Source organism: Gilliamella sp. W8123 (assembly GCF_016101085.1).
Taxonomy (GTDB): domain Bacteria; phylum Pseudomonadota; class Gammaproteobacteria; order Enterobacterales; family Orbaceae; genus Gilliamella; species Gilliamella apis.
The window spans coordinates 1-22383 of the sequence record NZ_JACFRE010000012.1 but is presented as its reverse complement, the minus strand read 5'-3'; the positions used below and the strand labels follow the sequence as shown (position 1 = coordinate 22383).

The window sequence follows — 22383 nt, the reverse complement described above, 5'->3', positions numbered from 1 at the left end:
AAAAAGATGCTTAATTAAATCTACTAATTAAATAATTTATTATAAAATTAATCTGAAACCAAAGCCTATGTATATTAACAAATTATGATAAATAGATAAAACAATTTCCACTTATATTAACTAACAGTTAATTTATATAAAAATAAACTTTCAAAACCCATACCTTTGTATAAATTATCATGATTCTGCTTATTTTCTATTTGTTTATAGATTGTTTAGTTTGACCATTTCCCACTGTTGCAATTAGTCGGTATAATGCCTGCAATTTTATTGTTAAGTGGATTATGCATGAAAACGCTATTTGCCAGCACCTCTCGCGGGCTTGAAGAGTTATTAAAACAAGAGTTAGAAAATATTGGCGCGATAAATTGTAAAGTGTCGCAAGGTGGTGTCTACTTTGACGCTGATCAATCAACCATGTACCAATCATTATTATGGTCTCGTTTAGCTTCTCGGATTTTATTGCCGATTGCTGAGTTTGATATTTATAGCGATTTAGATCTCTATTCATGTGTGATGAATATCAAATGGAGCGATATTTTTGCGGTCGATAACTCATTTATGATTAACTTTGTTGGCGTTAATGACTTTATTCGCAATAGCCAATATGGAGCATTAAAGATCAAAGATGCAATTGTTGACCATTTTATGCGTCAAACTAATGAGCGCCCAAATGTTGCTAAACAAAATCCAGATATTCGTTTACATGCTTATCTAAACAAAAATCGAGTTACCTTATCATTAGATTTAAGTGGTGAAAGCCTACATCAACGTGGTTATCGTCAACAAACAGGCCAAGCACCATTAAAAGAGAACTTAGCTGCAGCAATTATTCGCCGCTCTGGCTGGCAAACAGATGAACCTCTTATCGATCCAATGTGTGGTTCAGGAACCTTACTAATTGAAGCTGCAATGATGGCCTCTAACATTCCACCTGGACTGTTACGTAAACAGTGGGGATTTTTTGCTTGGCAAGGATTTAATCCAACACTTTGGAATGAGTTGTTATTTACCGCCAAGCACAATGTAAAAAAAGCGACAACGCCTTTCATTGGTTATGACAATAACCCTGCGGTGTTAGAGCGCGCCAAGCAAAATGCTATCCAAGCTGGAGTTGGTGATTTAATTACTTTTGCTGTGCAGGATGTGACTCAATTAACTAATCCCTTTGAGCACCAGATACATGGTATGATCATCAGCAATCCGCCTTATGGTGAACGATTAGAAAGTGAACCTGCATTGGTTGCCCTGCACTCTGCACTTGGTCGTCAAATTAAGCAACAATTTGCTGGATGGCGACTATCGCTATTTAGTGGCGCTCCACAACTGTTAGATTGTTTGCAAATGCGAGCCGAAAAACAGTTTAAAGCCAAAAATGGGCCTTTAGATTGTGTACAAAAAAATTATACCATTGCTGATCGTCAAGTCGATAAGCCGGTTACGTCACCAAATTTACCCGCTGCCGATTTTGCCAATCGTCTACGTAAAAATTGCCAAAGATTTGCAAAATGGGCAAGCCAAGAACAACTTGAATGTTATCGCCTTTACGATGCAGATTTACCTGAATATAACGTGGCTATCGATCGTTATAAAGACAAAATTGTGATACAAGAATATGCCGCACCCAAAAATATTGATCCGCAAAAAACGCGACAACGACTATTTGATATTATTAATGCCACTATGTCGGTACTGGAGTTAACTGCCGACCAATTGGTACTAAAAACTCGTGAAAAGCAAAAAGGTAAACAACAATATCAAAAACTCGGGCAAAAACAGGATTACTTCTTAGTCCATGAATATCCTATTAATCAACACAAAACGCAGTTTTGGGTTAATGTGGTCGATTATTTAGATACCGGTCTATTTTTGGATCACCGTCTAGCCAGAAAAATGATCGGCCAAATGAGCGCGGGTAAAGACTTTTTAAATCTATTTGCCTACACAGGTAGCGCAACCGTTTATGCCGGTCTTGGTGGCGCAAAATCAACCACGACCGTTGATATGTCACGCACCTATTTAGAGTGGGCTGATCGTAATTTAAAACAAAATTGCTTAACCGGAAAAAAACATCGATTGATACAAGCCGACTGCTTACTCTATTTATCGCAGGCGGATGAACAGTTTGATCTGATTTTTATCGATCCTCCAACATTTTCCAACTCTAAACGAATGAACGATACCTTTGATGTTCAGCGTGATCATCTAAAATTAATGAGTGATTTAAAACGCTTACTTAGACCAAATGGAGTAATAGTATTTTCAAACAATAAACGAGGCTTCAAAATGGATAGCGACGGTATGCGAAAACTAGGGCTAACATTTCAAGATATCACCGATAAAACCTTATCACTCGATTTTAAACGCAATAAACAGATCCACTGCTGTTTTATCGTTAAACATCAATAATAAATAAAATACCGCCGCAAGGCGGTAAATTCTTCCATCTTCAAAAATAATTGAATCAAATTTATCTTAGCAATTAGCTATTCTGTTTGTTTTTATTCATTTAAATGGTAAAATAGTTAAATAACTAATGAACTATTAAACTATAAACTTAAACAAATTAGATACCATATAGCCTAATAGATTAAAAAATCCAAATTAAGGAAATTATTTTGCCCAATATAGCCAAGCAGGAAGTTGACAATATGCAAGAAAGAAAGGTTAATTCATCAGCTATCATTATTTTAACTTCTTTAGGATTTTTCATGTCAATGATCGATTCAATGATAGTTACCACAGCCACTACCGCCATAAGAAATGATTTTCAAATATCGGTAAATTTATTACAGTGGTTGTTGAACATTTATAATATAACCATAGCGGCATTACTACTGGTTGGTGTATCACTGGGCGAAAAAATAGGCAGAAAAAAAGTCTATCTGATTGGTATTGCGATTTTCACTATTGCTTCTATATTTTGTGCTTTATCGAATAGTATTACCTTATTAATTATATCTCGAATGATACAGGCTGTTGGTGCTTGTGTTATGACACCAATGTCCATGGCAATTCTAACGCATTCATTACCCGTTGATATACGTGGAAAAGCTTTAGGAATATGGAGTGGCATTGGTGGTTTAGCACTAATTGTCGGGCCAGTTTTAGGCGGATTTATTGTCGCAACTTTATCATGGCAATGGATATTTTGGATTAATTTGCCTGTTGGAATAATAACAATCTATTTTGCTCATAATTTATTACCTGAAAGTAAAGGTAAGGATGATAAGTTGAACTTTATTGATATTTTGCTTATTGCCATATCTTCCGCCGGAATAATATGGTCATTATCCACCATAACCACAAATACCACACACGTTATAACCATTATTACCGGATTATCTAGCCTCGCACTAGCTATTTTATTTATTGTTAGGCAAAAAATAAGTTCTACCCCTATGATTCCATTAAGACTATTTCGCACCAAGGTATTCACTAATGGTAACATCGCAACTTTTTTATTATATGCCTCGATGTTTGGCGTGTTATTCTTTTTGCCACAATTTTTTTTAGTATTAGAAAACGTTAATCCACTCGTGGCGGGATTACAATTATTACCTTGGACAGCAACATTAGTCGTTATCGCACCTTTTGCAGGCAGCGCTGTAGATAGATTTGGCGAAAGGATTATTGCAACACTAGGATTATTCTTACAGGGGATCGGTTATCTATTAATTATTTTTTTATTTAATGCAACTGATTCATATATAGCGATGGCAATACCTTTAATGATCGCTGGTATGGGACTTTCGATGGCAGGACCGGCTCTGCAAAAAGCGGTGTTAAGCGCTGTCGAACCAATATATTTAGGGAAAGCATCAGGAATATATAATATATTTCGCTTATTTGGTGGAGCAATAGGTACCACAATATGCGTAATTGTATTCAATATTTTCGGCGGAACCACTAATTCAACAGCTTTTGCCAAAGGATTTGATGCAGTTATTATTACGTCTGGTCTGATATCATTATTAGGAATAGTTTTTTCAATAAGGTTAACTGCAAGGGATAAAAAATAATATTTGATAAAATCAAAGCGATAAATTCAACAATAAATCAATATTTGAGTATTTTAAAGATTATCAAAAAACCCGGTAACATATTTATCAAATGTTGATTTATTAAGCCATACATATTTTTCCCTAGCACTCTTTCTTACATTAATTAATTCTGCTTGTTGTAATAACCTAAAATGATAAGTTCCTGAGGGTTTACTAATACCAACTGCTTGACCAATTTCACCACAGATAACCTCTGTTTCTATACTTTTTAAATATTTAATTATTTCTATTCTAACCGGATCTGATAATGCTTTGAAAATAAGCACCATTTTTTCATTTAATTGGTTATCAATTGTACTATTATTCATCATATTTACAGAGTTAATTATAATTAAACATAATTATAACATGTGGTGAATTTATTCACCTAAAAAACTCCTTTGCTAAACTTTTCTAGTTTGGTGGATTTCGAGTGTTATAATTTTAATTAATTTTAAGCTACCTACACGGCAGTAAACTAGAACCCGATATACTATAAATGTTGTTGGCAAAAAGGCAAAGTCTATTTTTACCAATAAAAACCCTTTTTTTAAGTGATTTTTTAATATATTGATTTTTAATTATTTTATTTTAAGTTAAAAAAAAGGGTTAGCAATAAGTAAGTATTATAAGTTTCAAAAACCCCGTTCCTCAAAATTTTTTAGTTCTTTATTTTTTAGTTCTTTTCGTTTCGGACGTTTTGTTGTTTGGTGGCTAGTTCTATGCGGTGAATACGTCCGAGTTAAGAGGGTTGACGCGAACCCTCTTTACAATCTCCCGCGGCGACCACGCAAGTGGTCACGATGTGACTGCCTTCCGCCTTCGTTCGGTCTTAACGCACCGGCTGTGATTTGTTCCTGACAAAGCACAGCCTTGCCAAACATCCCTGTTTGCCATGCTAACCTCACGCAGTTGTCAGCTCTTTGCGAATGTCGCTAAATTAAATACACCAAACTTATTTGCCAAAATAAACTTTTATTATTGGAACTAGCTGATGTTATAACTAGCGTTAGCGATTTATTGGCGGGATTTTTTGGCTTTAAAAACCCCGTTCCTCAAAATTTTTTAGTTCTTTATTTTTTAGTTCTTTGAGTTTCGGACGTTTTGTTGTTTGGTGGTTATTTCTATACGGTGATTACGTCCGAGTTAAGAGGGTTGGCGCGAACCCTCTTTACCATCTCCCGCGGCGACCACGCAAGTGGTCACGATGTGACTGCCTTCCGCCTTCGTTCGCTGTTAACGCTCCTTGCCAAACATCCCTGTTTGCCATGCTAACCTCACTCAGTTGTCAGCACATTGCGAATGTCGCTAAATTAAATACACCAAACTTATTTGCCAAAATAAACTCTTATGTTTATAGCAAGCTAATTTTAGTTTTAAAACCAATTTCGGGGAAACTTGGGCGGGATTTTTTGGCTTTAAAAACCCCGTTCCTCAAGTTTTTTTGTTCTTTGAATTTCGGACGTTTGCTGTTTTGTGGTTGTTTCTATACGGTGATTACGTCCGAGTTAAGAGGGTTGGCGCGAACCCTCTTTACAATCTCCCGCGGCGACCACGCAAATTGTTTGTTATTGTTTGTTTTAGTGTCGGTTTAAGGTCATGATGATAAATAATGTTAGTTATAGTTGATCTCCATCATGATTTTGCAAAAAAATTATTTCAATCTTTTAAATTCGCGTTAGGATAGTCATGTAACAATTGGATTTCATTTAAAATTAGTATCATACTGAACCAATACCGTTGGCCTTCACCAATAAAATGGTAAAGCCAAGTTTAAATATTGTGAGGAGGCGTTATGTACAAAAAAATATTAGTTCCGATTGATGTGCTTGAAGATGAACTCACTCAAAAAGTGATCCCTCATGTTGAGTGTTTAGCAAAATTATCCAATGCGCAAGTTATCTTCTTTCATACCTTACCAGTTGCATCGGCTATCGTGAATGCTTACTCATTTGGTTTTGATGAGTTTAAAGATCAAGCTACTGTACAAACAGAACAGTGGTTACATCGTTTGATTGATACGATTAATTTACCGCGGGAAAATTTATCTTTTTCAATCGCTTTTGGTAATCCAAGAGATGAGATCTTACATATAGCCGAAGAAATTGAACCAGATCTAATTATTTTAGGTTCAAGACGTCCTAATATCTCAACACACTTACTGGGATCAAATGCCTCAGGAGTGGTGCGTGGCGCACAAACATCAGTGTTAGTGGTACGCTAGATTTAATTTAAAATTTACTTCCGAGTAAAGAGGGTTCGCGCAAATCCACTTTACTCGGACGTAATCTCGATATTGAAATTGCTGCCAAACAATAAAACGTCTGAAATTCAATGAACAACGATTTGTTGCAATTACTTGCAGTTTAACTAATTTAGTAGTTAATAAAACTTATCGAAAATAAGTGATTGATAAGCCATTTAGACAATAGGCCCAAAATCACACAGACCATCGTTGCTGGATAACTTTATAACACAACTGACAGTTGATTATTACCGTTATATCGGTTTTAATGCTCATCTTTCGCCATGAATCTAAAGAGAATAGTTGCAATGAGAATTATCTTAGCATCGACATCGTTATCACGTAAAAAGGTATTGGAAAAATTAGCCATTCCGTTTGAGTGTGTACCACCCATTTGTGATGAAACGCCTTTGCTAAATGAAGGTGCACAGCAATTGGTGGTGCGTTTAGCTAATGCCAAAGCGCAGTCGTTAGTGGCTAATTATCCTGATAGTTTGATTATTGGTTCTGATCAAGTAGGTGTATTGGATGATCAGATTGTTTGCAAACCACATACCATTGAAAATGCCCAACAACAATTGAGAAATAGCAGTGGTAAAGCGTTTTACTTTTATACCGGAATGACCGTCATTGATACTCGTACCGGCCAATCGCAAACAATTTGTGAACCGTTTAAGGTTACTTTTCGCCAGTTAACTGATGCAGAAATTGATGCTTATATCGCTAAAGAGATGCCACTACAATGTGCTGGTAGTTTTAAATGTGATGAATTAGGTATCACCCTTTTTGATAAACTTGAAGGTGATGATATTAATTCATTAGTTGGATTACCGCTGATAAAGTTAAATAAAATTATGATCGATATGGGCTGTAATCCACTATTCTTATAATTAATAATAAAGCCATAAAGGTAAATTAATTAATCAATTAATCGACCTGAGGACATTTTTAGCGTTCTTTGGCTATAATTTGCTACATCATTATCATGAGTAACAATTAATAGTCCTGTACCTTGTTGGTGAATCTCGGTTAATAATGCCATAATTTGTGCGGAGCTTTCTTCATCAAGATCGCTGGTAGGTTCATCGGCAATCACTAATTGTGGCCGACAAATCAGCGCACGTAAAATAGCAATTCGACGCATTTCTCCTCCCGACATATTCGCGGGATAAGTATCTTTTAAGTAGCCAATTTTAGCCTTTTCAAGCAGTTCCAGCGCATAATTTAAGCTAGATTGGTTTTCCCGTTTAGTTAAATAAAATGGTAAGCGAATATTTTCCAGTGCGGTTAAATTGGGTAATAAACTACTACCTTGTGGAATGTAGCCAATATTTTGATTACGAAATGCTGACACCTGCTTATCATCAAGTTCAAATAAGTTGGTACCATTAATAGTAATTTTACCTTGAGTAGGAGTTAATAACCCAGCAATCATATTAAGTAACGTCGTTTTACCACTGCCTGATTTGCCCATAATAGTGATAAAGTCGGTTTGTGCCATTGAAAAACTAACATTATTTACCGCTGAGAAATGTTGCGAACCACGTTGATAATCTTTGCGAAGGTTTTTGACATCCAATAACATTATTCACCCTCTCTTAATGTTTGATAAGTATCAAATTTAGTCAACGATAATGCCGAATAAATACTAGACAGTGGACCAATAATTAACGTCAACATAAATACCATTAATGCATAAATAAATCCGTCAGTAATGGAAATGTTCATACATGGCAAACCTATCGACTGGCAAATCAATAAGCTAAAGGCATAAATTAATACACCAGCAATCACAATACCGGCAATACCACCTAAAGCGCTAATAATAAGCGATTCTCGCAGTAACATTTTAACCAGATCACTACGTGAAGCGCCTAAAATACGTAATAGACTTATTTCACGTTTACGTTCATTAAGTGATGATGAAAATATCACAAAGATGACAATAATCGCCAGTACCCAGAAAATTGCCGATAAACTATAGACAATAGTTGAAAAACCAGTTAGCCATTTGGAAATATTACTTAACATGCCTTTGGTCATCACAAAATCAATATTGTAGTCAATAGCATATTTCGGCATCATCTGATTAACAACATCTTTAGGCTGATAATCAGGATCGACTTTAACAAAAATTGATGATACATAGTTAGCAAAGTGATCAGTATCGCCTTCAATTAGGTTCGCTTCTTTCATCAGTAATTGTGCCGTCGGGATCGTCATAAATACAGAGGTATCAAAGCCCATTCCGGTACTATCCATTTTGGCTGCGACTTTAAATGGATGATTAAAAAACTTAATTTCATCACCGACATTGGCAGTAATTTTGCTACCAACAACAACCTGATTATCGATCAATGGTTGGTTTAACTGCGTTTGCAACCAAGGTTTGATCACAAAATCACTTTGCTGATCAAAACCAATTAGTTGTACTTTAGATGTACAGCAACCAGCATTCAATGAAGCGATAAACAGTTGGGGGGAGACAGCTTTAACCCCTTTGATTACTTTAATTTTATCCATCAAATCCGCTTTTAGATAAAAACTGCTTGGTTCACCACGTAACAATGCAACTTCAAGATTTTTTTCATAACCGTAAGGTACAACAAGAATATCCGCGCCTAAACGATTAGCCATACCGGAAATACCTAAACTCAGATTTTTCATTAACACGCTACCGCCAAATAGCGTAGCGGAAAACAGCATAATAATGATAATCAAACAACAACTCCGAAATGGTCGTCTTTGAATGTTTCGCCATGCTAAATTTGCTATAGTAATCGGTTTTTCTTGCATGTTTTAGTTCTCGTTTTTATATCTTGTTGTATTAAGGCTGATGGTGACTAATGTTGATTGTTGATACTTACTTAATACTGTTTATCTTATTTGTTTATTTACTTGTTTATTCAAATAAAGCACATTGCTGATTGCAGCAATTGCCAAAACGATAGCTAATAAAATCAGTGCAGGTTTGGCACCCATATTACAACGCATCATCTCATTGCCACAAACACCAATTAAAATAGTTGGAATAGCTGCCGCTAAAACTGCAGTGCAAGCTAACGCCATACTCAATCCCATACGGACAAATAGTGAGCGACTAAATAGTACTAACGCACCAATGGCAATCACTAAACTACCAATACCAATTTCAGCCCTTGCAGTCCAAAAGCATTTCATGATTTTACCTGGAGTTGAATGCATATGTATATGCCCATCCCCTGCCATCGTTGTAGCAGGTATAGCTTGCGCATCAGGCAACGGGCAGACAGGTAAAATATAAAGCGGAAATAAAATAAGTAGCGCCCCGATGAATATAAATAATACAGATGTAACAACGCGATTTTTCATAAATATAGACCCTTTAATTATTAATTATTAATTATTGATAATACTTGCTACCTTACCATGTTCAAGAACCACCGTAGTCTGCGCATGTTTTGATACTTCAGGCGAATGCGTAACAACGATGATTGTACTTCCTTCTTCGTGAAGTTGATGTAGTAAGTTCATAACCATTGCTTCATTACTTTCATCTAAGTTACCAGTTGGCTCATCAGCTAAAATCAGTTTTGGATAATTAATTAGCGCTCTGGCAATACAGACCCTTTGCTGTTCACCACCCGATAATTGGCGTGGTAAATGTTTGGCCCGTGCCGCAAGTCCAACTCGTTCTAATGCTTGTAAGGCTTCTTTTTCATCTACCATACTGTGATAATATTGCGCCACCATTACGTTTTCTAATGCAGTTAAATAGGAAACAAGATGGAATTGTTGAAAGATTAGACCAATCTTATCACGGCGAATTTCCGTCAGCTGTGGTAATGACAACTGGGTGATATCTTGTCCATCTAAAATCACAGAGCCTAATGACGGTTTATCCATACAACCAATAATATTCATTAAGGTTGTTTTACCACTGCCTGATGGTCCCATAATAGATAACCATTTACCCTCTTCAACGGTTAAATTAACTTCAGACAAGGCATGTAATGAGCCATAGATTTTAGATACATTATTCACTTCGAGCATATTCATACTTTACTATCCTATTCGCCACGTAAAACTAATGCAGGTTCAACTTCAAGTGCACGTTTTACTGGAATCAAACACGCAATAATGGTTACCACAGCCGAAATAATAATCGTTGTTGGTATTAAATAAAATTCAATTACAATTGATCGCCCAAATACGTTAGCACTGATTACTTGAGCAAAAATCAGACCACAAATCACTCCAATCACACCACCGACAATACCTAAGATTAATCCTTCGGCTAAAAATTCTTTGGCAATACTTTTATTGGTTGCACCAATAGCCTTTTTCAGACCAATCTCTTTACGGCGCTCCATAACGACCGTCATCATAGTGGTGGCGACACAGATCATTGTCAAAATTAACACCACTAGTGTGACCAAATAGAGTAAAGATGACAGTTTACCGAGCACCGATGCTTCCGATTGTGTAACCCATTTTATAAGATGGGGTTCGACCGTGCTGGAATTATCTTTAATGGTTTGAATATAGCGCTGTAACTCATCTTGCGTTGCCGTAATACTTATTTCGACCACTTCGGCTTGATTGTTTTCTTCGAGTAACGTTTCCAGATCATTGAGTTCAATAAAGATAAAGTTATCCTCAGCTCGACCGGTTTTGACGATGCCGGTAATAGTTAATTCTTCATCGAAGCGCGAATTTTGTTTAGATTTACCTGAAATTGGTATGGTACTACCAATGCTAAGCTTAGCAAAATGGGCAATATCGGTACCGATCATAATTTCATTTGGGTTTTTCGGCACTTCACCTTCTATTTTCCAATAAGGGCTAGTATTGATAACTTGATCAAACTGCGTGCCGACAATGGTATAAGGCTGTTGATTACTGCGGATAGAGTCATAACGAAATGGGGTAACCCCTAATAGCTTATCTTGCGGTAGTAAGCTTACAGCTTTTTTTACTTCGGTCATTGGCATGGTAGGTTGATTATTAGCCGGCATCAACAGCAAATTAGCACCATAAGAGCGAAACTCTTGTCCCATTTGTCTTGGGATATCATAACAAAGTGTAACCATACCAAGTAAAACGGTGGCTCCTATCGCTACACCGAGTAGAGCAATAGCAATCCGGGAACGGCGGCGAATTAACGAACTTAGCAGCGTTTTTAAAATAAAGCGTTGATTTTTATTCATCATCATTTAGCCTCACTTACCGACCATGCAACACATCGGTTGGGCGTAAAAACATCATGATACGCAATGCTGGCAAGCTACCTAACAATGTGATCAGGCTTACCATAATTAACACCAGTGGAATAATTATCATCTTAGGTTCAACAAACGAACCAAATACCGTTTGGCCAATAATTTGCGCAAAGCCAAGACCGACAAAATAACCAACCATCCCCCCGAGTAAAGCAATGATCAGTATTTCAGTAAGGATTAACATCGCTACCGAAATATTTGTTGCACCTAACGCTTTTAATAAACCAATTTCAGTACTACGCTCAATCACATTGGCAGTAACTAAATTGGATATTGCTAGCGCCGAGCAAATTAAGGATAAAACAGTTAACAATAGCATTAATAACTGTGTTTTTTGTAAGATTGATCCTTCTGATTCAGCGACTTGCATAATTGCTTTAACCCTAACATCGGGCATTAACTCCTCTAACTGATAGGCAATCGAACTGATATAAGCGGTACAGTACCATGTATCCCATTCAGTGCGTGATAAGCTATTTGGATCTTGTGCTGCTTTACGGGCTAAATCATTTTCGGGCGTGGTTAATGCACTCACTTCTACCCGTTCAACCAAACCATCTTTATTAGCCAGATTTTGCGCGACAGGAAGTGACACATAAAGCTGAGAATCTTCGATCCCTCCACTGTGGAAGATATTATTTACAGTTAAAGTAACTTTTTTATTGGTTAATGGTGAAATTAGCTCAAGGCTATCACCTAGTTTAAGATTCAATTGCTTGGCAATGGTCTCACCCACCATTACACCTTGCAAATTATCATCCTTCATAGTGTTGCCTTCAATTGACCACCATGACTTCATAGCTAACATGCCAGTGTCAACTTCATCACCAGTTGGTATAGTCAGATGTTTATTAAACCAAGTTCCAACTAAGCTAACTGGTTTATCATTAACTGTTACTTGTGTAGTAAGATAAGGTGCAAAATCAACTATGTTATATGCCCAGAAGATCATCTTAATCTTTACTAAATCATCTTGCTTGATATATTGAATAGCAGCTCGGGTATCAGCATTATCTAGTTGATATAACTCATTAACTAATGCAGCCCCTTTGGGAACGATATTTAAGTTAGCACCATAGGCTTTTAATTCCTGATTAACTTTATCACCGACATCAAACATTACATTTAACATGGCAGTCGCCAGCGATACACCTAAAGCAACGGTTAAGGCAATTAAAAATAGCTTCTTTTTTTGACGAACTAACACGCTAAGTAACATTCTACGAAACATATTTTCTTCCTTTTAAAACCATTTACTTAAAACGACTTTTTTCAGCTTCAAGATGCGTAGGTCGAATAATCATATTGCCATCTAAAATCTCATATTTAAGTGGAACGGGATTACAACCACCAGAAAAACCAATAGTCGCAATATTCATCACGACATCACATAAAATACAGACAACTTGATTTCCTCGTTGATAATAACCACTTGCCCCACAAATATCACAAGCATCAAAACCGACCCCATAGGCATTTTCACTTTTCTTAATCACAATAAATCTTACTAATGTGCCATCGGTTGTTTGATAACCATAACGATGCAAATTGCCGTCATTAACTTGTTCTAATGGAATAACAATTAAACCATCAGCATTTGGCGTAACAGGTTCAGCAGGGGTGAGTTCGACCCCTTTTTCAAATATATAACGAGCACGAGTGACGGTGTAGGCAGTAATAGCCACTCCCGCCATTAACAATAATGATGTACGACGATCACGGCGTAAACTTGCTTTAAGTTTGCGTATTTGAGCGGGATTATTACCAACCAGCGAGGTGGTTTTTGCTTTGGTATATAATAAAACAGTGAGTAGTAATACCAACACCATAAAGATAAAAGTAAACAAGTTGACATGCGCTAAAATAAAAATCACTAAATCCATCATCCACTGTTGCGGTGAGATAAATCGTCTGACAATTAATATTTGTAGTAGATTAATGGCGTTTTGAATGGTAAAGATAATAATGGCAAAGGTCGCAATCACCATCACCAATCGAGTTGATAACCTAGCGCAAAGGCGATAAATCAACCAGCCAATTAAACCACAAACTAATAGAGCAAAGCCATAACCAACCCATTTAAACAGATAATCATTATTGAATATTGACTCCATGCCAACATCAAATCCAAATGGGTAGAGTAAAATATTCGGTAAGCATTGAGCTGTAATCAACCCTATAGCAACAGCTGTTAATACAGCCAATAGAATCTTAATAATAGGTTGTTGAAACGAATTTCTGAGCGACCAACAGATAAGCAATGGAATGACAATAATGCACCACGGAATAATCACACCAAGGTCATAGTACTCTCGAACAGCAATACCGGTATTACGCTTTAAGATTGCATAAATGATTGCCGCCAGCATTCCCAACAAAAAACCAATGATAAGATATTTTTTACCACTATATAGGTTTGACTGAACAAACACTGCACTAACAAGTGCCAATATGATCACAGGTACAAAAGTATTATCGGTAATACTGATAAGATATTGGAGCATAACGATTGCCTAAAGATTACAACGTATATTGGCGAGTTGTTACACTCGCCAATAGTTTAGCTAATTATTACCATGCACGAGGGATGTAGTCAAAGTCCCAAGAAACCTCGATTGGTTTAGACCAGAAACGACCTTCAACACCAGTTTCTTTATCTACATGCAATAAATAACCTTGTTTTTCAGGGTTTTCGATTGTGAATGTAACTTTATATTTACCCGCACCATCTAACTTAATATTGTTACCATAGTGTGGGCCATCTGATGCATTCATCGGCATAAAATTACCTTCGATAGTTTTGTCACTACCTTGTTTTTGAATTTTATATTTTACAGTTAAGTAAGGGACAAAATCACCTACACCAAAACCTAACTTATTACCTTCGGCAGCAGAAATATCGGCTTCGATATGCATATCTGACTTAGAAGCAGGTAAGCCACCCATACCAGCAGGCTCCATATCTACAGGTTGGAAGTAAACCGCACCAATATGTAATGGACCAACAGTGACTTCTTCACCGATTGGAAACTCTTCAAAACCTTTTTCTTCACCGGGTGCCGGCGCAGCAGCATTTGCCATTGAAGAAAGTGCAAGTATTGACGAAATACCAGCAGAAATAATTAGTTTTTTCATTGAAAACTCCTTAATTTTTTTAACAACTTGTTTTACCCTTTAATAATTAATCAATAAACTAATGACTAATCAATTACAAATTACTGCCAATGTTTTCATTACTATTCAAGTTTAAATCACACCAAGAATAATAATATTATTTAATTTTTATGATATTTTTTGTAATACATAATAGAGAGCATCACGACAACTAGCATGACTAACTGTGGCACCAATGTTTCAACCGTTGGATAGATGCCTAATACCTCTACTGAATGGACAAAATCTACTGGGGTGACCGAAATAATATCCGCTTCTTGTAGCTCTTTCACACCACCACCGGCAAAGGCTATCGCCATAAGATACATTAATGCACTGGTACAAATAAAAAATGGTTTAAGCGGTAATTTAACACTGCCAAAGCGGATAACAATAAATACCAAAGTCAACACGATGGTACCAACACCTAGTCCATACCAAACCATATCCATGTGATCTTTAGCATCAGCTAACATAGCTTGATAAAATATGATCGTTTCCGCTCCTTCACGAAATACAGCTAAAAAGGCAGCAAACCCTAACGCAAAACTGCTTCCTGTTGATACCGCACTTTGCACCTTTCCTTCAACATAATTTTTCCATGCTTTCGATTCTGACTTAGATAGCATCCAGTTACTTATAAAGAACAGCACCACTGTTGCGAGTAACATGGCGGCACCTTCCATAATTTCTTGATTGGCACCACTTAAACCAACAATAGTATGCAAGGCGATAGCAGCCAACACGCTGGCAAACACCGCAAATAAACTGCTTAGATAGACGACTTTAAGCATTGGCTTATTATCTGAACGAACTAAATATGCAGAAATTGCCGCAATCACCAGTATTGCTTCTAATCCTTCACGGAAAATAATAATAAATGAGGCAAAGAAGACACTCCAGCCACTCTCTTTTTTACCATCTAACTCATTAGCATCTTCGTGGAGCATTTTCAGAATAACATCAATCTCAGTTCGCACGACTTTGTTAGGCGCGCCTTGACTCATTAATCGTTTAATTTTAGCAAATTGGTATTCGGTATCAGTGCCACGTTTACCGGAAATGTAAGACATTACCGCACGTTCAACGCCATGTTTTTCATAAAAACCAAAATAAGCATTGTTTACTCGATCTTTAGCAGCTTCGCTATCTTTCATGAAATAGATGTTATAAGCATCATTTAAAATGATATCCATTTCATCCACAATCGCATTCCAGCTTGCATACTTCTTTTCAGTTGCGTAAGAAGGGGAACTAAAAATCGCTAAACTGGCAATCAGTAGTAACACTAAAGTTAAATACTTTTTCACTGCTTACTCCTTATTTTGCTAACAACATTATCCCTATTGGTTTACTGCTTTCTGGCAATTGTAACGATTGACTAATAATCTCAGGCTTAATTGAATGGATGTAACGAGTGCTGAGTTTTAGTGCCGCCGCTGACAAATAGACGTTTTGACTCATAGCACCAACGGCAATTTGACTAAAATCATTGGCTTTTTGTGCATCAAAATCGTTGAGGCTAGCACCATCAGCTACAAAAATAAGAATATATGGTGCTCGCTTAGTAAAATTTTGCATACCAATGTCAGCACGAATATCTTGCTTAGTTATCTCACGAAGATAGTGTCCTTCCCATTCATATAAAAAGGCACCTTTATCGCTAGCTACATAAAGACGAACATAAGGTTGTTTACCACTAGCCATTGGTACCGTCCAACCATTTTTACCTCGATTTAATCCCGTTGCCGACCAAAGCACGCTTGATAGTTCATCATCAGAGACCATTCCGGTTGGAAACCCTCCGCCTGGAGTTGAAGCACGTTTTTTAAGGCTATCAAATAACCCCATGCCATCTTTCATTTGTGGCGTAGGTAAAGTGATATCGGCATAACTTATTGATAAACAAAATAAAGACATTGATAAAACAATTGTAACATTGCGTAACCAGCACAACATGGCGTAGACCTTAAAACATTTGCAAATATTTGCTAACTATCTTATTGCTAATGCTTCCAATTATCAACAACAAACAATAATTATTATCATTAAGGTGAAATAACTTAAGTAAGATAGTTGATATAGTTGATAAAGTAGAAATCTTCATTGATTGCAATAGACTGGTTAATGTATTAACCAATCAATTCCGATTTTTATTTTTCTGTTTATTAAGTATATACTGGGACAATTTTTAAATTTTAAAGTAAAAAATGAGTATTGATTGTTATGCCATTATCGACTTTAGTTGTTTTACCACTTTTTATCTTAACCATTAGTTTAGCTTCGTTTTTTAAACAAAAAAAATGGCAATTATTCACCATCATTTTAATGACCGTTATTATTGTGATGGAGCTTACCTCAATTTATTTTAGTGGTGGATTTATTGATTATCAGTTTTACGTCAACTTAAATGTAAATGATATTATTGAAGGTTTATTCATCTTCAAACTACAAGCGCTTTTGGTGATTGTCGTCTTTTTAGGATTAGTCTTTATCCTCAGCAAATTAGCCAACTGGTTTCGCCATAAATATAAATTACACTGGCGATTACTATTAGTCGTCATTGCCATTGCCTCAATTAGTTACCATAACGGCCCTATTAGTCGTGCTTATGAAATCTATCAAGTTACTTGCGCCCCAAAAGCAACTTTTGCCCAAGCGTTACAAAACTTAAATATGAATGATTATGTTGAAAAATCACAACTTGATAGCCAAAAAGGCAAAAATATTATTGTGTTGTCGTTAGAATCCTTCGAACAAGGATTTTTAGATTTTGCTGATATCACGCCAAATTTAAGACAACTCAAGCAACAATATACTTTCTTTGCTAATATGCCAATGAGTGCAGGTAGTACATGGACAACAGCTTCTATGTATACCTATATGACTGGTGTGCCATTTTTAATCGGAGAACATTCAACTTCACCATTAAAAGGTGCAAATACCACTCAATTGGTTACCTTAGGTGATGTGCTAAAACAAGCCGGTTATCAAACTCGCTATGTTATGGCTGGTCCGGAATTTGCAGGAATTGGCCACACCGCCGAAGTAATAGGCATGCAAGTCGTTTCCGAAAAAAATTATGTAGGCAAATATCCAAATGCACCATTTGGATTGTATGATAAAGATATATTAGACATTGCTAAACAGCAAATACAAGAGTTGCAAAATGCCGATAAACCCTTTGCGCTATTTATCTCAACTGTCTCAACTCATGCTCCAAACGGTTTTAATGATGAGCGCATGACATCAGTAATCAGCCCAAAACCAGATAATATGTCTTTTGTGGCCGCTTCGCTCGATTATAATTTAGGCGAATTTATTAACCACCTAAAACAGCAAGGTATCTTAGACAACACCGTGTTTTACATCTTCCCTGACCATTTAATGATGGGGGCAGGTACCGAAACGGTGAAAAAGTTATCAGAAAAAGAGCGCAAACTCTATTTGTTAACCAATGCAAATGTTGATGATTTACAAAAATCACCTAATCAAAGTATTTACCAAATTGATTTACCGAGATTGATTCTAAATGGTGCACAAATTAAAACCAATGCAAAATTTTTAACCGATTACTTAAGCGGTGAGAACGTTGATAAAAAACAGTTTATTGAACAACATAAATCGAATATCGCGACATTAAACAATGCGGCACAAGTGCAAAAATGAGCGTCGATACCTTAATTTTAGTTATCACTATTAGCTGTTTAGGCATGATATCCCCGGGACCAGATTTTTTTCTGGTCTTAAAAAATAGCTTAAGTTATAACCGAAAAATGGCATTAATGACCTGTTTAGGGGTGATAAGCGCGATCGCCATTCATATGAGTTATTGTGTGGCAGGTATTGCGGTATTAATCACCGCTACCCCGTGGCTATATAATGCCTTGCGTTATGCTGGCGCTGCTTATTTGCTATGGATAGGTATTAAAGCGTTATTAGCTAAAAGTAGTGCTACCACTTACATCAGCAAACAAACTCAGCCAATTAATGTCACCGCAAAGGCGGCATTTATGCAAGGGCTATTATGTAACTTACTAAATCCGAAAGCGACACTGTTTTTTCTGGCTATATTTACCCAACTACTCAATGCAGACTCAACTTTAATGGATAAATTGCTCGTCGCATTTATTATTTGGCTTGAAGCCTTACTTTGGTGGCCATTGGTTGTATTTATCTTTCAAACTCAAATCGTCCAGCGACGTTATTTCAAACTTCAATTTATTATTGATAAATTATTAGGTGTAATATTGATCTTACTAGGGGTTAAAGTCGCGTTGGGATTTTAGAGCATAAAAAGTGCTTTCCTCAATTTTTTCTACAAAAACCCCGTTCCGCATTTAAAGGTTTAATTGCTAAATTTTGTAAATATTATTAGAGCGTTAAGTCTTTAAAACATAATGTTACCCCTTTAAAAACGCCATTCAGCAATTTTTTTACTGTAAAAACCCCGTTCCTCAAAAATAAACCTATCGGAGTGAATTCAGCAGAATCTTGTCTTTTATCACTCCCGTCAATCAGCTTCTTTTTTAAGCTCTAGCAAAGTTATTTATCTTCTTTCTTCTCATCCCCCGTGACGCAAGCTACTGCAGCAGAAGTACCTAACCCTGTAATCAAACCGTGAACAGCAGTCGCGGCGAACTGGCGGGTGCTATTGCTCGTATTTTTGCCTTCCTTATCAGTTGGCACCGGTTCACTCGACCAATAGGCATAGTGCTGTTTAGCCTCATCCTTGTATCTTTGCATATTACCCCACTCAGCTAAAAATCCGGCACCAATTCGTCGCGAATAATGATAACTATTTGATGGATAAACAACACTTGGACAGTATATTTCTGAACATGCTGATGCGTTAGTTAATTCTCTAAGGCGCGGAAGACGATAACCTAAACCTAAACCTAGATTAAGACACCAAGATCCCTGTCTGGAAGCTGGCGCTGTTCTATTACCTCGGTTGACAAACCACTGTTTTAACACAAAACCATACTTCAACATGATATCATTATTGTGACTATCTTTACCTTTACCCACCAACTCAAATGTCTGAGGCAATGATGGAGCAATTATCTTCTTACCGGCCCAACCCGGATCATCTACACGCCATTGCTGCGGTGTAGCCACGGGACCATTTAAGGTGACCCGGACAAGACTAGGGTCTGAGCTATTTAAATAGGTCATAGTCGCTTTAATATCGCCCTTAGGAGAAACATCCTCCCATGTTAATTGCGTATCAATACTACCTAGCACCAAATCAAAATATAAACCATCTGCGCCAGTAGTAGGAAAATTCAGACCGTAAGATGACGGCTCAGATGACTGAACAAGAAACCCTAAGCCTGTGTCCCACATAGAAAAAGGACCAGCACGTTCGCCGTTATATTCTAACAGAGGTCTGGCAGAGCAAATATCCGCTGTTGGCTGTGGTTTAATATAATAAGTGACAGTACTTGCAGTAAAAGACGTACTTTTAGGTACGCCATAACGGGAGGATAAGATAACATCATCAGTTCTTAATATCACTCGATAAGGAGCTTTACAAATGGTAGGCACATTGTCACGAGTGACCGGACGGTCAAATTTATCAAGGATAGATAAATGCAACTTCCCTGTAACGGTAAAATCACCATCACCATCATCGTCATCCCAATAATTATAAGGCGTACCGATAAGGATACTCAATGGTATGGCATTAACATTAGTTGGCACCAACATATCAATATCGGCAAAGCTCTGACCGGCAACCGGCAGTAAAATAGCATGTGATGAGTTTGAGTTATTACTTGCTGGTGTTAATGTCGTACCATCAGAGAAGGATATCTTCATCAGTTCGTCTAAGTCTGTCGCGCGTGTTTGACCACCATCAAAAGTTAAATATGGCACATTACCGTGAATAACATTTGTAGTATAAGCGGTCAGCGCTTGACTATTAAATGAAAAGACCAAAGAGATAATAGGCAGTAAAGTTAAAAAAATCGACCAAGATAAACACAATCTTGATAACAATTTAAGGGATTGCTGAAAAAATAAACTACACGAAAAAACGAAACTTCGTTGGCTAAAACGAGACGAATTTAAATTAAACGTTGGGCAGGTTTGGTGTTTGGTGTTTGGTGTTGTAAATTATAACACATTTTGACATCCCTTGTCAAGTAATACACTGTTTTATTTCACTTTATTTCAGCTTGACTGACTAAATTATCACCGAATATTGCGGTTAAAATCATCTATAGAGTATAGTGCTCGAAAAAAATCTATGCAACTACATTTAATGATTTAATTGTTAAATTTTGTAAATATTATTAGAGCGTTAAGTCTTTAAAACATAGTGTTACCCCTTTAAAAACGCCATTCAGCAATTTTTTTACTGTAAAAACCCCGTTCCTCAAAAATAAACCTATCGGAGTGAATTCAGCAGAATCTTGTCTTTTATCACTCTCGCCAATCAGCTTCTTTTTTAAGCTCTAGTAAAGTTATTTATCTTCTTTCTTCTCATCCCCCACGACGCAAGCTGCACTAACAGGATATGTCTTACCAAGACCCTTGATTATACCAGTACTAGAGGTCGTGGCGAACTGGAGGGTGCTATTGCTCGTATTTTTGCCTTCCTTATCAGTTGGCACCGGTTCACTTGTCCAGTAGGGTGAGGCATATATGAAATTAGCCTTAGAGTAGCGATACAGATCACCCCACTCAGCAAAGAATCCGGCACCAATTCGTCGCGAATAATGATAACTATTTGATGGATAAACAACACTTGGACAGTATATTTCTGAACATGCTGATGCGTTAGTTAATTCCCTAAGGCGTGGAAGACGATAACCTAGATTAATACACCATGATGATTGTGCAGCAACTACACGATCTTTATCACCTCGATTGACAAACCACTGCTTTAACACAAAACCATATTTCAACACGATATCATCATTATCACTATCTTTACCCACCAACTCAAATGTTTGAGGCAATAATGGAACAATTACCTTCTTCTCACCTGCCACCTTATTCGGATTAACTGAATCCCATTGTTTTTTTGTAGCAACGGGGCCTTTTAAGGTGACCCGAACAATACTGGGGTCTGATTCGTCTAAATAGTCCATAGTTGCTTTAATCGTACCATTAGAAATAGATTTCCATGTCAATTTCTTATCAATACTACCTAACACTAAATCAAAATATAAACCATCTGCGCCAGTAGTAGGAAAATTTAGACCGTAAGATGACGGTTCGGATGACTGAACAAGAAAACCCAAACCTGGGTCCCACATAGAAAAAGGACCAGGATGACTACCGTCATCCAAAATAGGCCTAGCAGAGCAAATATCCGCCATTGGCTGTGGTTTAATATAATAAGTGACAGTACTTGCAGTAAAAGACGTACTTTTAGGTACGCCATAACGAGTGGATAAGATAACATCATCAGTTCTTAATATCACTCGATAAGGTGCTTTACAAACGGTCGGCACATTGTCACGAGTAACCGGACGGTCATATTTATCAAGGATAGATAAATGCAACTGCCCTGTAACAGTAAAATCACCATCGCCATCATCGTCATCCCAATAGTTATAAGGCGCGCCAATAAGGGTGCTTAATGGTATGGCATTAACATTAGTTGGCACTAACATATCAATATCGGCAAAGCTCTGACCGGCAACTGGCAGTAAAATAGCGTGTGATG

At 36.9% G+C, this 22383-nt stretch carries 19 protein-coding genes; 6 read left to right on the top strand and 13 right to left on the bottom strand.

What is annotated here, in order from left to right:
- Window positions 1–288 precede the first annotated feature (288 nt).
- Entirely contained in the window at window positions 289–2409 is a 2121-nt protein-coding gene (gene rlmKL, locus H3T56_RS11275; RefSeq protein WP_198193052.1) for a bifunctional 23S rRNA (guanine(2069)-N(7))-methyltransferase RlmK/23S rRNA (guanine(2445)-N(2))-methyltransferase RlmL, read from the top strand.
- A gap of 242 nt (window positions 2410–2651) precedes the next feature.
- Window positions 2652–4022 carry an MFS transporter gene (locus tag H3T56_RS11270; protein WP_370545552.1) on the top strand — a complete coding sequence of 457 codons (1371 nt, stop codon included), beginning with the start codon at window positions 2652–2654 and terminating at the stop codon, window positions 4020–4022.
- A gap of 53 nt (window positions 4023–4075) precedes the next feature.
- Here H3T56_RS11270 and H3T56_RS11265 read toward each other — a convergent pair whose 3' ends face one another.
- Window positions 4076–4372 (bottom strand): helix-turn-helix transcriptional regulator, encoded by a 297-nt coding sequence (locus H3T56_RS11265; protein ID WP_034901766.1) that lies wholly within the window; start codon window positions 4370–4372, stop codon window positions 4076–4078.
- A gap of 1466 nt (window positions 4373–5838) precedes the next feature.
- On the opposite strand from H3T56_RS11265, the gene H3T56_RS11260 reads away from it, so the two are divergent.
- Window positions 5839–6267, top strand: a complete 429-nt coding sequence (locus H3T56_RS11260) for a universal stress protein (protein WP_034904481.1) — start codon at window positions 5839–5841, stop codon at window positions 6265–6267.
- A 329-nt stretch (window positions 6268–6596) separates the two neighbouring features.
- Window positions 6597–7178 (top strand): nucleoside triphosphate pyrophosphatase, encoded by a 582-nt coding sequence (locus H3T56_RS11255; protein ID WP_198193049.1) that lies wholly within the window; start codon window positions 6597–6599, stop codon window positions 7176–7178.
- A 29-nt stretch (window positions 7179–7207) separates the two neighbouring features.
- On the opposite strand, the gene H3T56_RS11250 is transcribed toward H3T56_RS11255, so the two are convergent.
- The 10 genes from H3T56_RS11250 to H3T56_RS11205 form a co-directional block, all read right to left on the bottom strand.
- Window positions 7208–7873: an ABC transporter ATP-binding protein gene (locus tag H3T56_RS11250; protein ID WP_065614037.1), complete on the bottom strand. Its 666-nt coding sequence runs from the start codon at window positions 7871–7873 to the stop codon at window positions 7208–7210.
- Window positions 7873–9084 (bottom strand): ABC transporter permease, encoded by a 1212-nt coding sequence (locus H3T56_RS11245; RefSeq protein ID WP_065651422.1) that lies wholly within the window; start codon window positions 9082–9084, stop codon window positions 7873–7875. The genes H3T56_RS11250 and H3T56_RS11245 overlap by 1 nt, the downstream gene beginning before the upstream one ends.
- Before the next feature lie 81 nt (window positions 9085–9165).
- On the bottom strand, window positions 9166–9639 hold the full coding sequence (locus H3T56_RS11240; protein ID WP_065651423.1) for a DUF4418 family protein: 474 nt from the start codon (window positions 9637–9639) through the stop codon (window positions 9166–9168).
- A 27-nt stretch (window positions 9640–9666) separates the two neighbouring features.
- On the bottom strand, window positions 9667–10326 hold the full coding sequence (locus H3T56_RS11235) for an ABC transporter ATP-binding protein (RefSeq protein WP_065563564.1): 660 nt from the start codon (window positions 10324–10326) through the stop codon (window positions 9667–9669).
- An 11-nt stretch (window positions 10327–10337) separates the two neighbouring features.
- Window positions 10338–11480, bottom strand: coding sequence for an FtsX-like permease family protein (locus tag H3T56_RS11230; protein ID WP_198193047.1), 1143 nt, complete (start codon window positions 11478–11480; stop codon window positions 10338–10340).
- 13 nt (window positions 11481–11493) lie between these two features.
- Window positions 11494–12780: an ABC transporter permease gene (locus H3T56_RS11225; RefSeq protein ID WP_198193045.1), complete on the bottom strand. Its 1287-nt coding sequence runs from the start codon at window positions 12778–12780 to the stop codon at window positions 11494–11496.
- Between the two features lie 22 nt (window positions 12781–12802).
- On the bottom strand, window positions 12803–14053 hold the full coding sequence (locus tag H3T56_RS11220; protein WP_198193043.1) for a Fe-S-containing protein: 1251 nt from the start codon (window positions 14051–14053) through the stop codon (window positions 12803–12805).
- 67 nt (window positions 14054–14120) lie between these two features.
- Window positions 14121–14684 (bottom strand): iron transporter, encoded by a 564-nt coding sequence (locus tag H3T56_RS11215; RefSeq protein ID WP_065578501.1) that lies wholly within the window; start codon window positions 14682–14684, stop codon window positions 14121–14123.
- Window positions 14685–14824: 140 nt separating this feature from the next.
- Window positions 14825–16012 carry an FTR1 family protein gene (locus H3T56_RS11210; protein WP_198193041.1) on the bottom strand — a complete coding sequence of 396 codons (1188 nt, stop codon included), beginning with the start codon at window positions 16010–16012 and terminating at the stop codon, window positions 14825–14827.
- 10 nt (window positions 16013–16022) lie between these two features.
- Window positions 16023–16661 (bottom strand): nitroreductase family protein, encoded by a 639-nt coding sequence (locus H3T56_RS11205; RefSeq protein WP_086320501.1) that lies wholly within the window; start codon window positions 16659–16661, stop codon window positions 16023–16025.
- Between the two features lie 267 nt (window positions 16662–16928).
- Between H3T56_RS11205 and H3T56_RS11200 the strand changes: the two genes are divergently transcribed.
- A complete protein-coding gene (locus tag H3T56_RS11200; protein ID WP_198193039.1) occupies window positions 16929–18371 on the top strand; it encodes an LTA synthase family protein in 1443 nt (480 codons plus the stop codon).
- Window positions 18368–18991 carry a LysE family transporter gene (locus H3T56_RS11195; protein WP_034903712.1) on the top strand — a complete coding sequence of 208 codons (624 nt, stop codon included), beginning with the start codon at window positions 18368–18370 and terminating at the stop codon, window positions 18989–18991. Before H3T56_RS11200 ends, H3T56_RS11195 begins: the two co-directional genes overlap by 4 nt.
- Window positions 18992–19247: 256 nt before the next feature.
- Here H3T56_RS11195 and H3T56_RS11190 read toward each other — a convergent pair whose 3' ends face one another.
- Both H3T56_RS11190 and H3T56_RS11185 read right to left on the bottom strand, forming a co-directional pair.
- A complete protein-coding gene (locus H3T56_RS11190; RefSeq protein ID WP_198193038.1) occupies window positions 19248–20705 on the bottom strand; it encodes a hypothetical protein in 1458 nt (485 codons plus the stop codon).
- 467 nt (window positions 20706–21172) lie between these two features.
- Window positions 21173–22383, bottom strand: a 1211-nt coding sequence (locus H3T56_RS11185) for a hypothetical protein (protein WP_198193037.1), incomplete at its 5' end; no start/stop codon positions are given.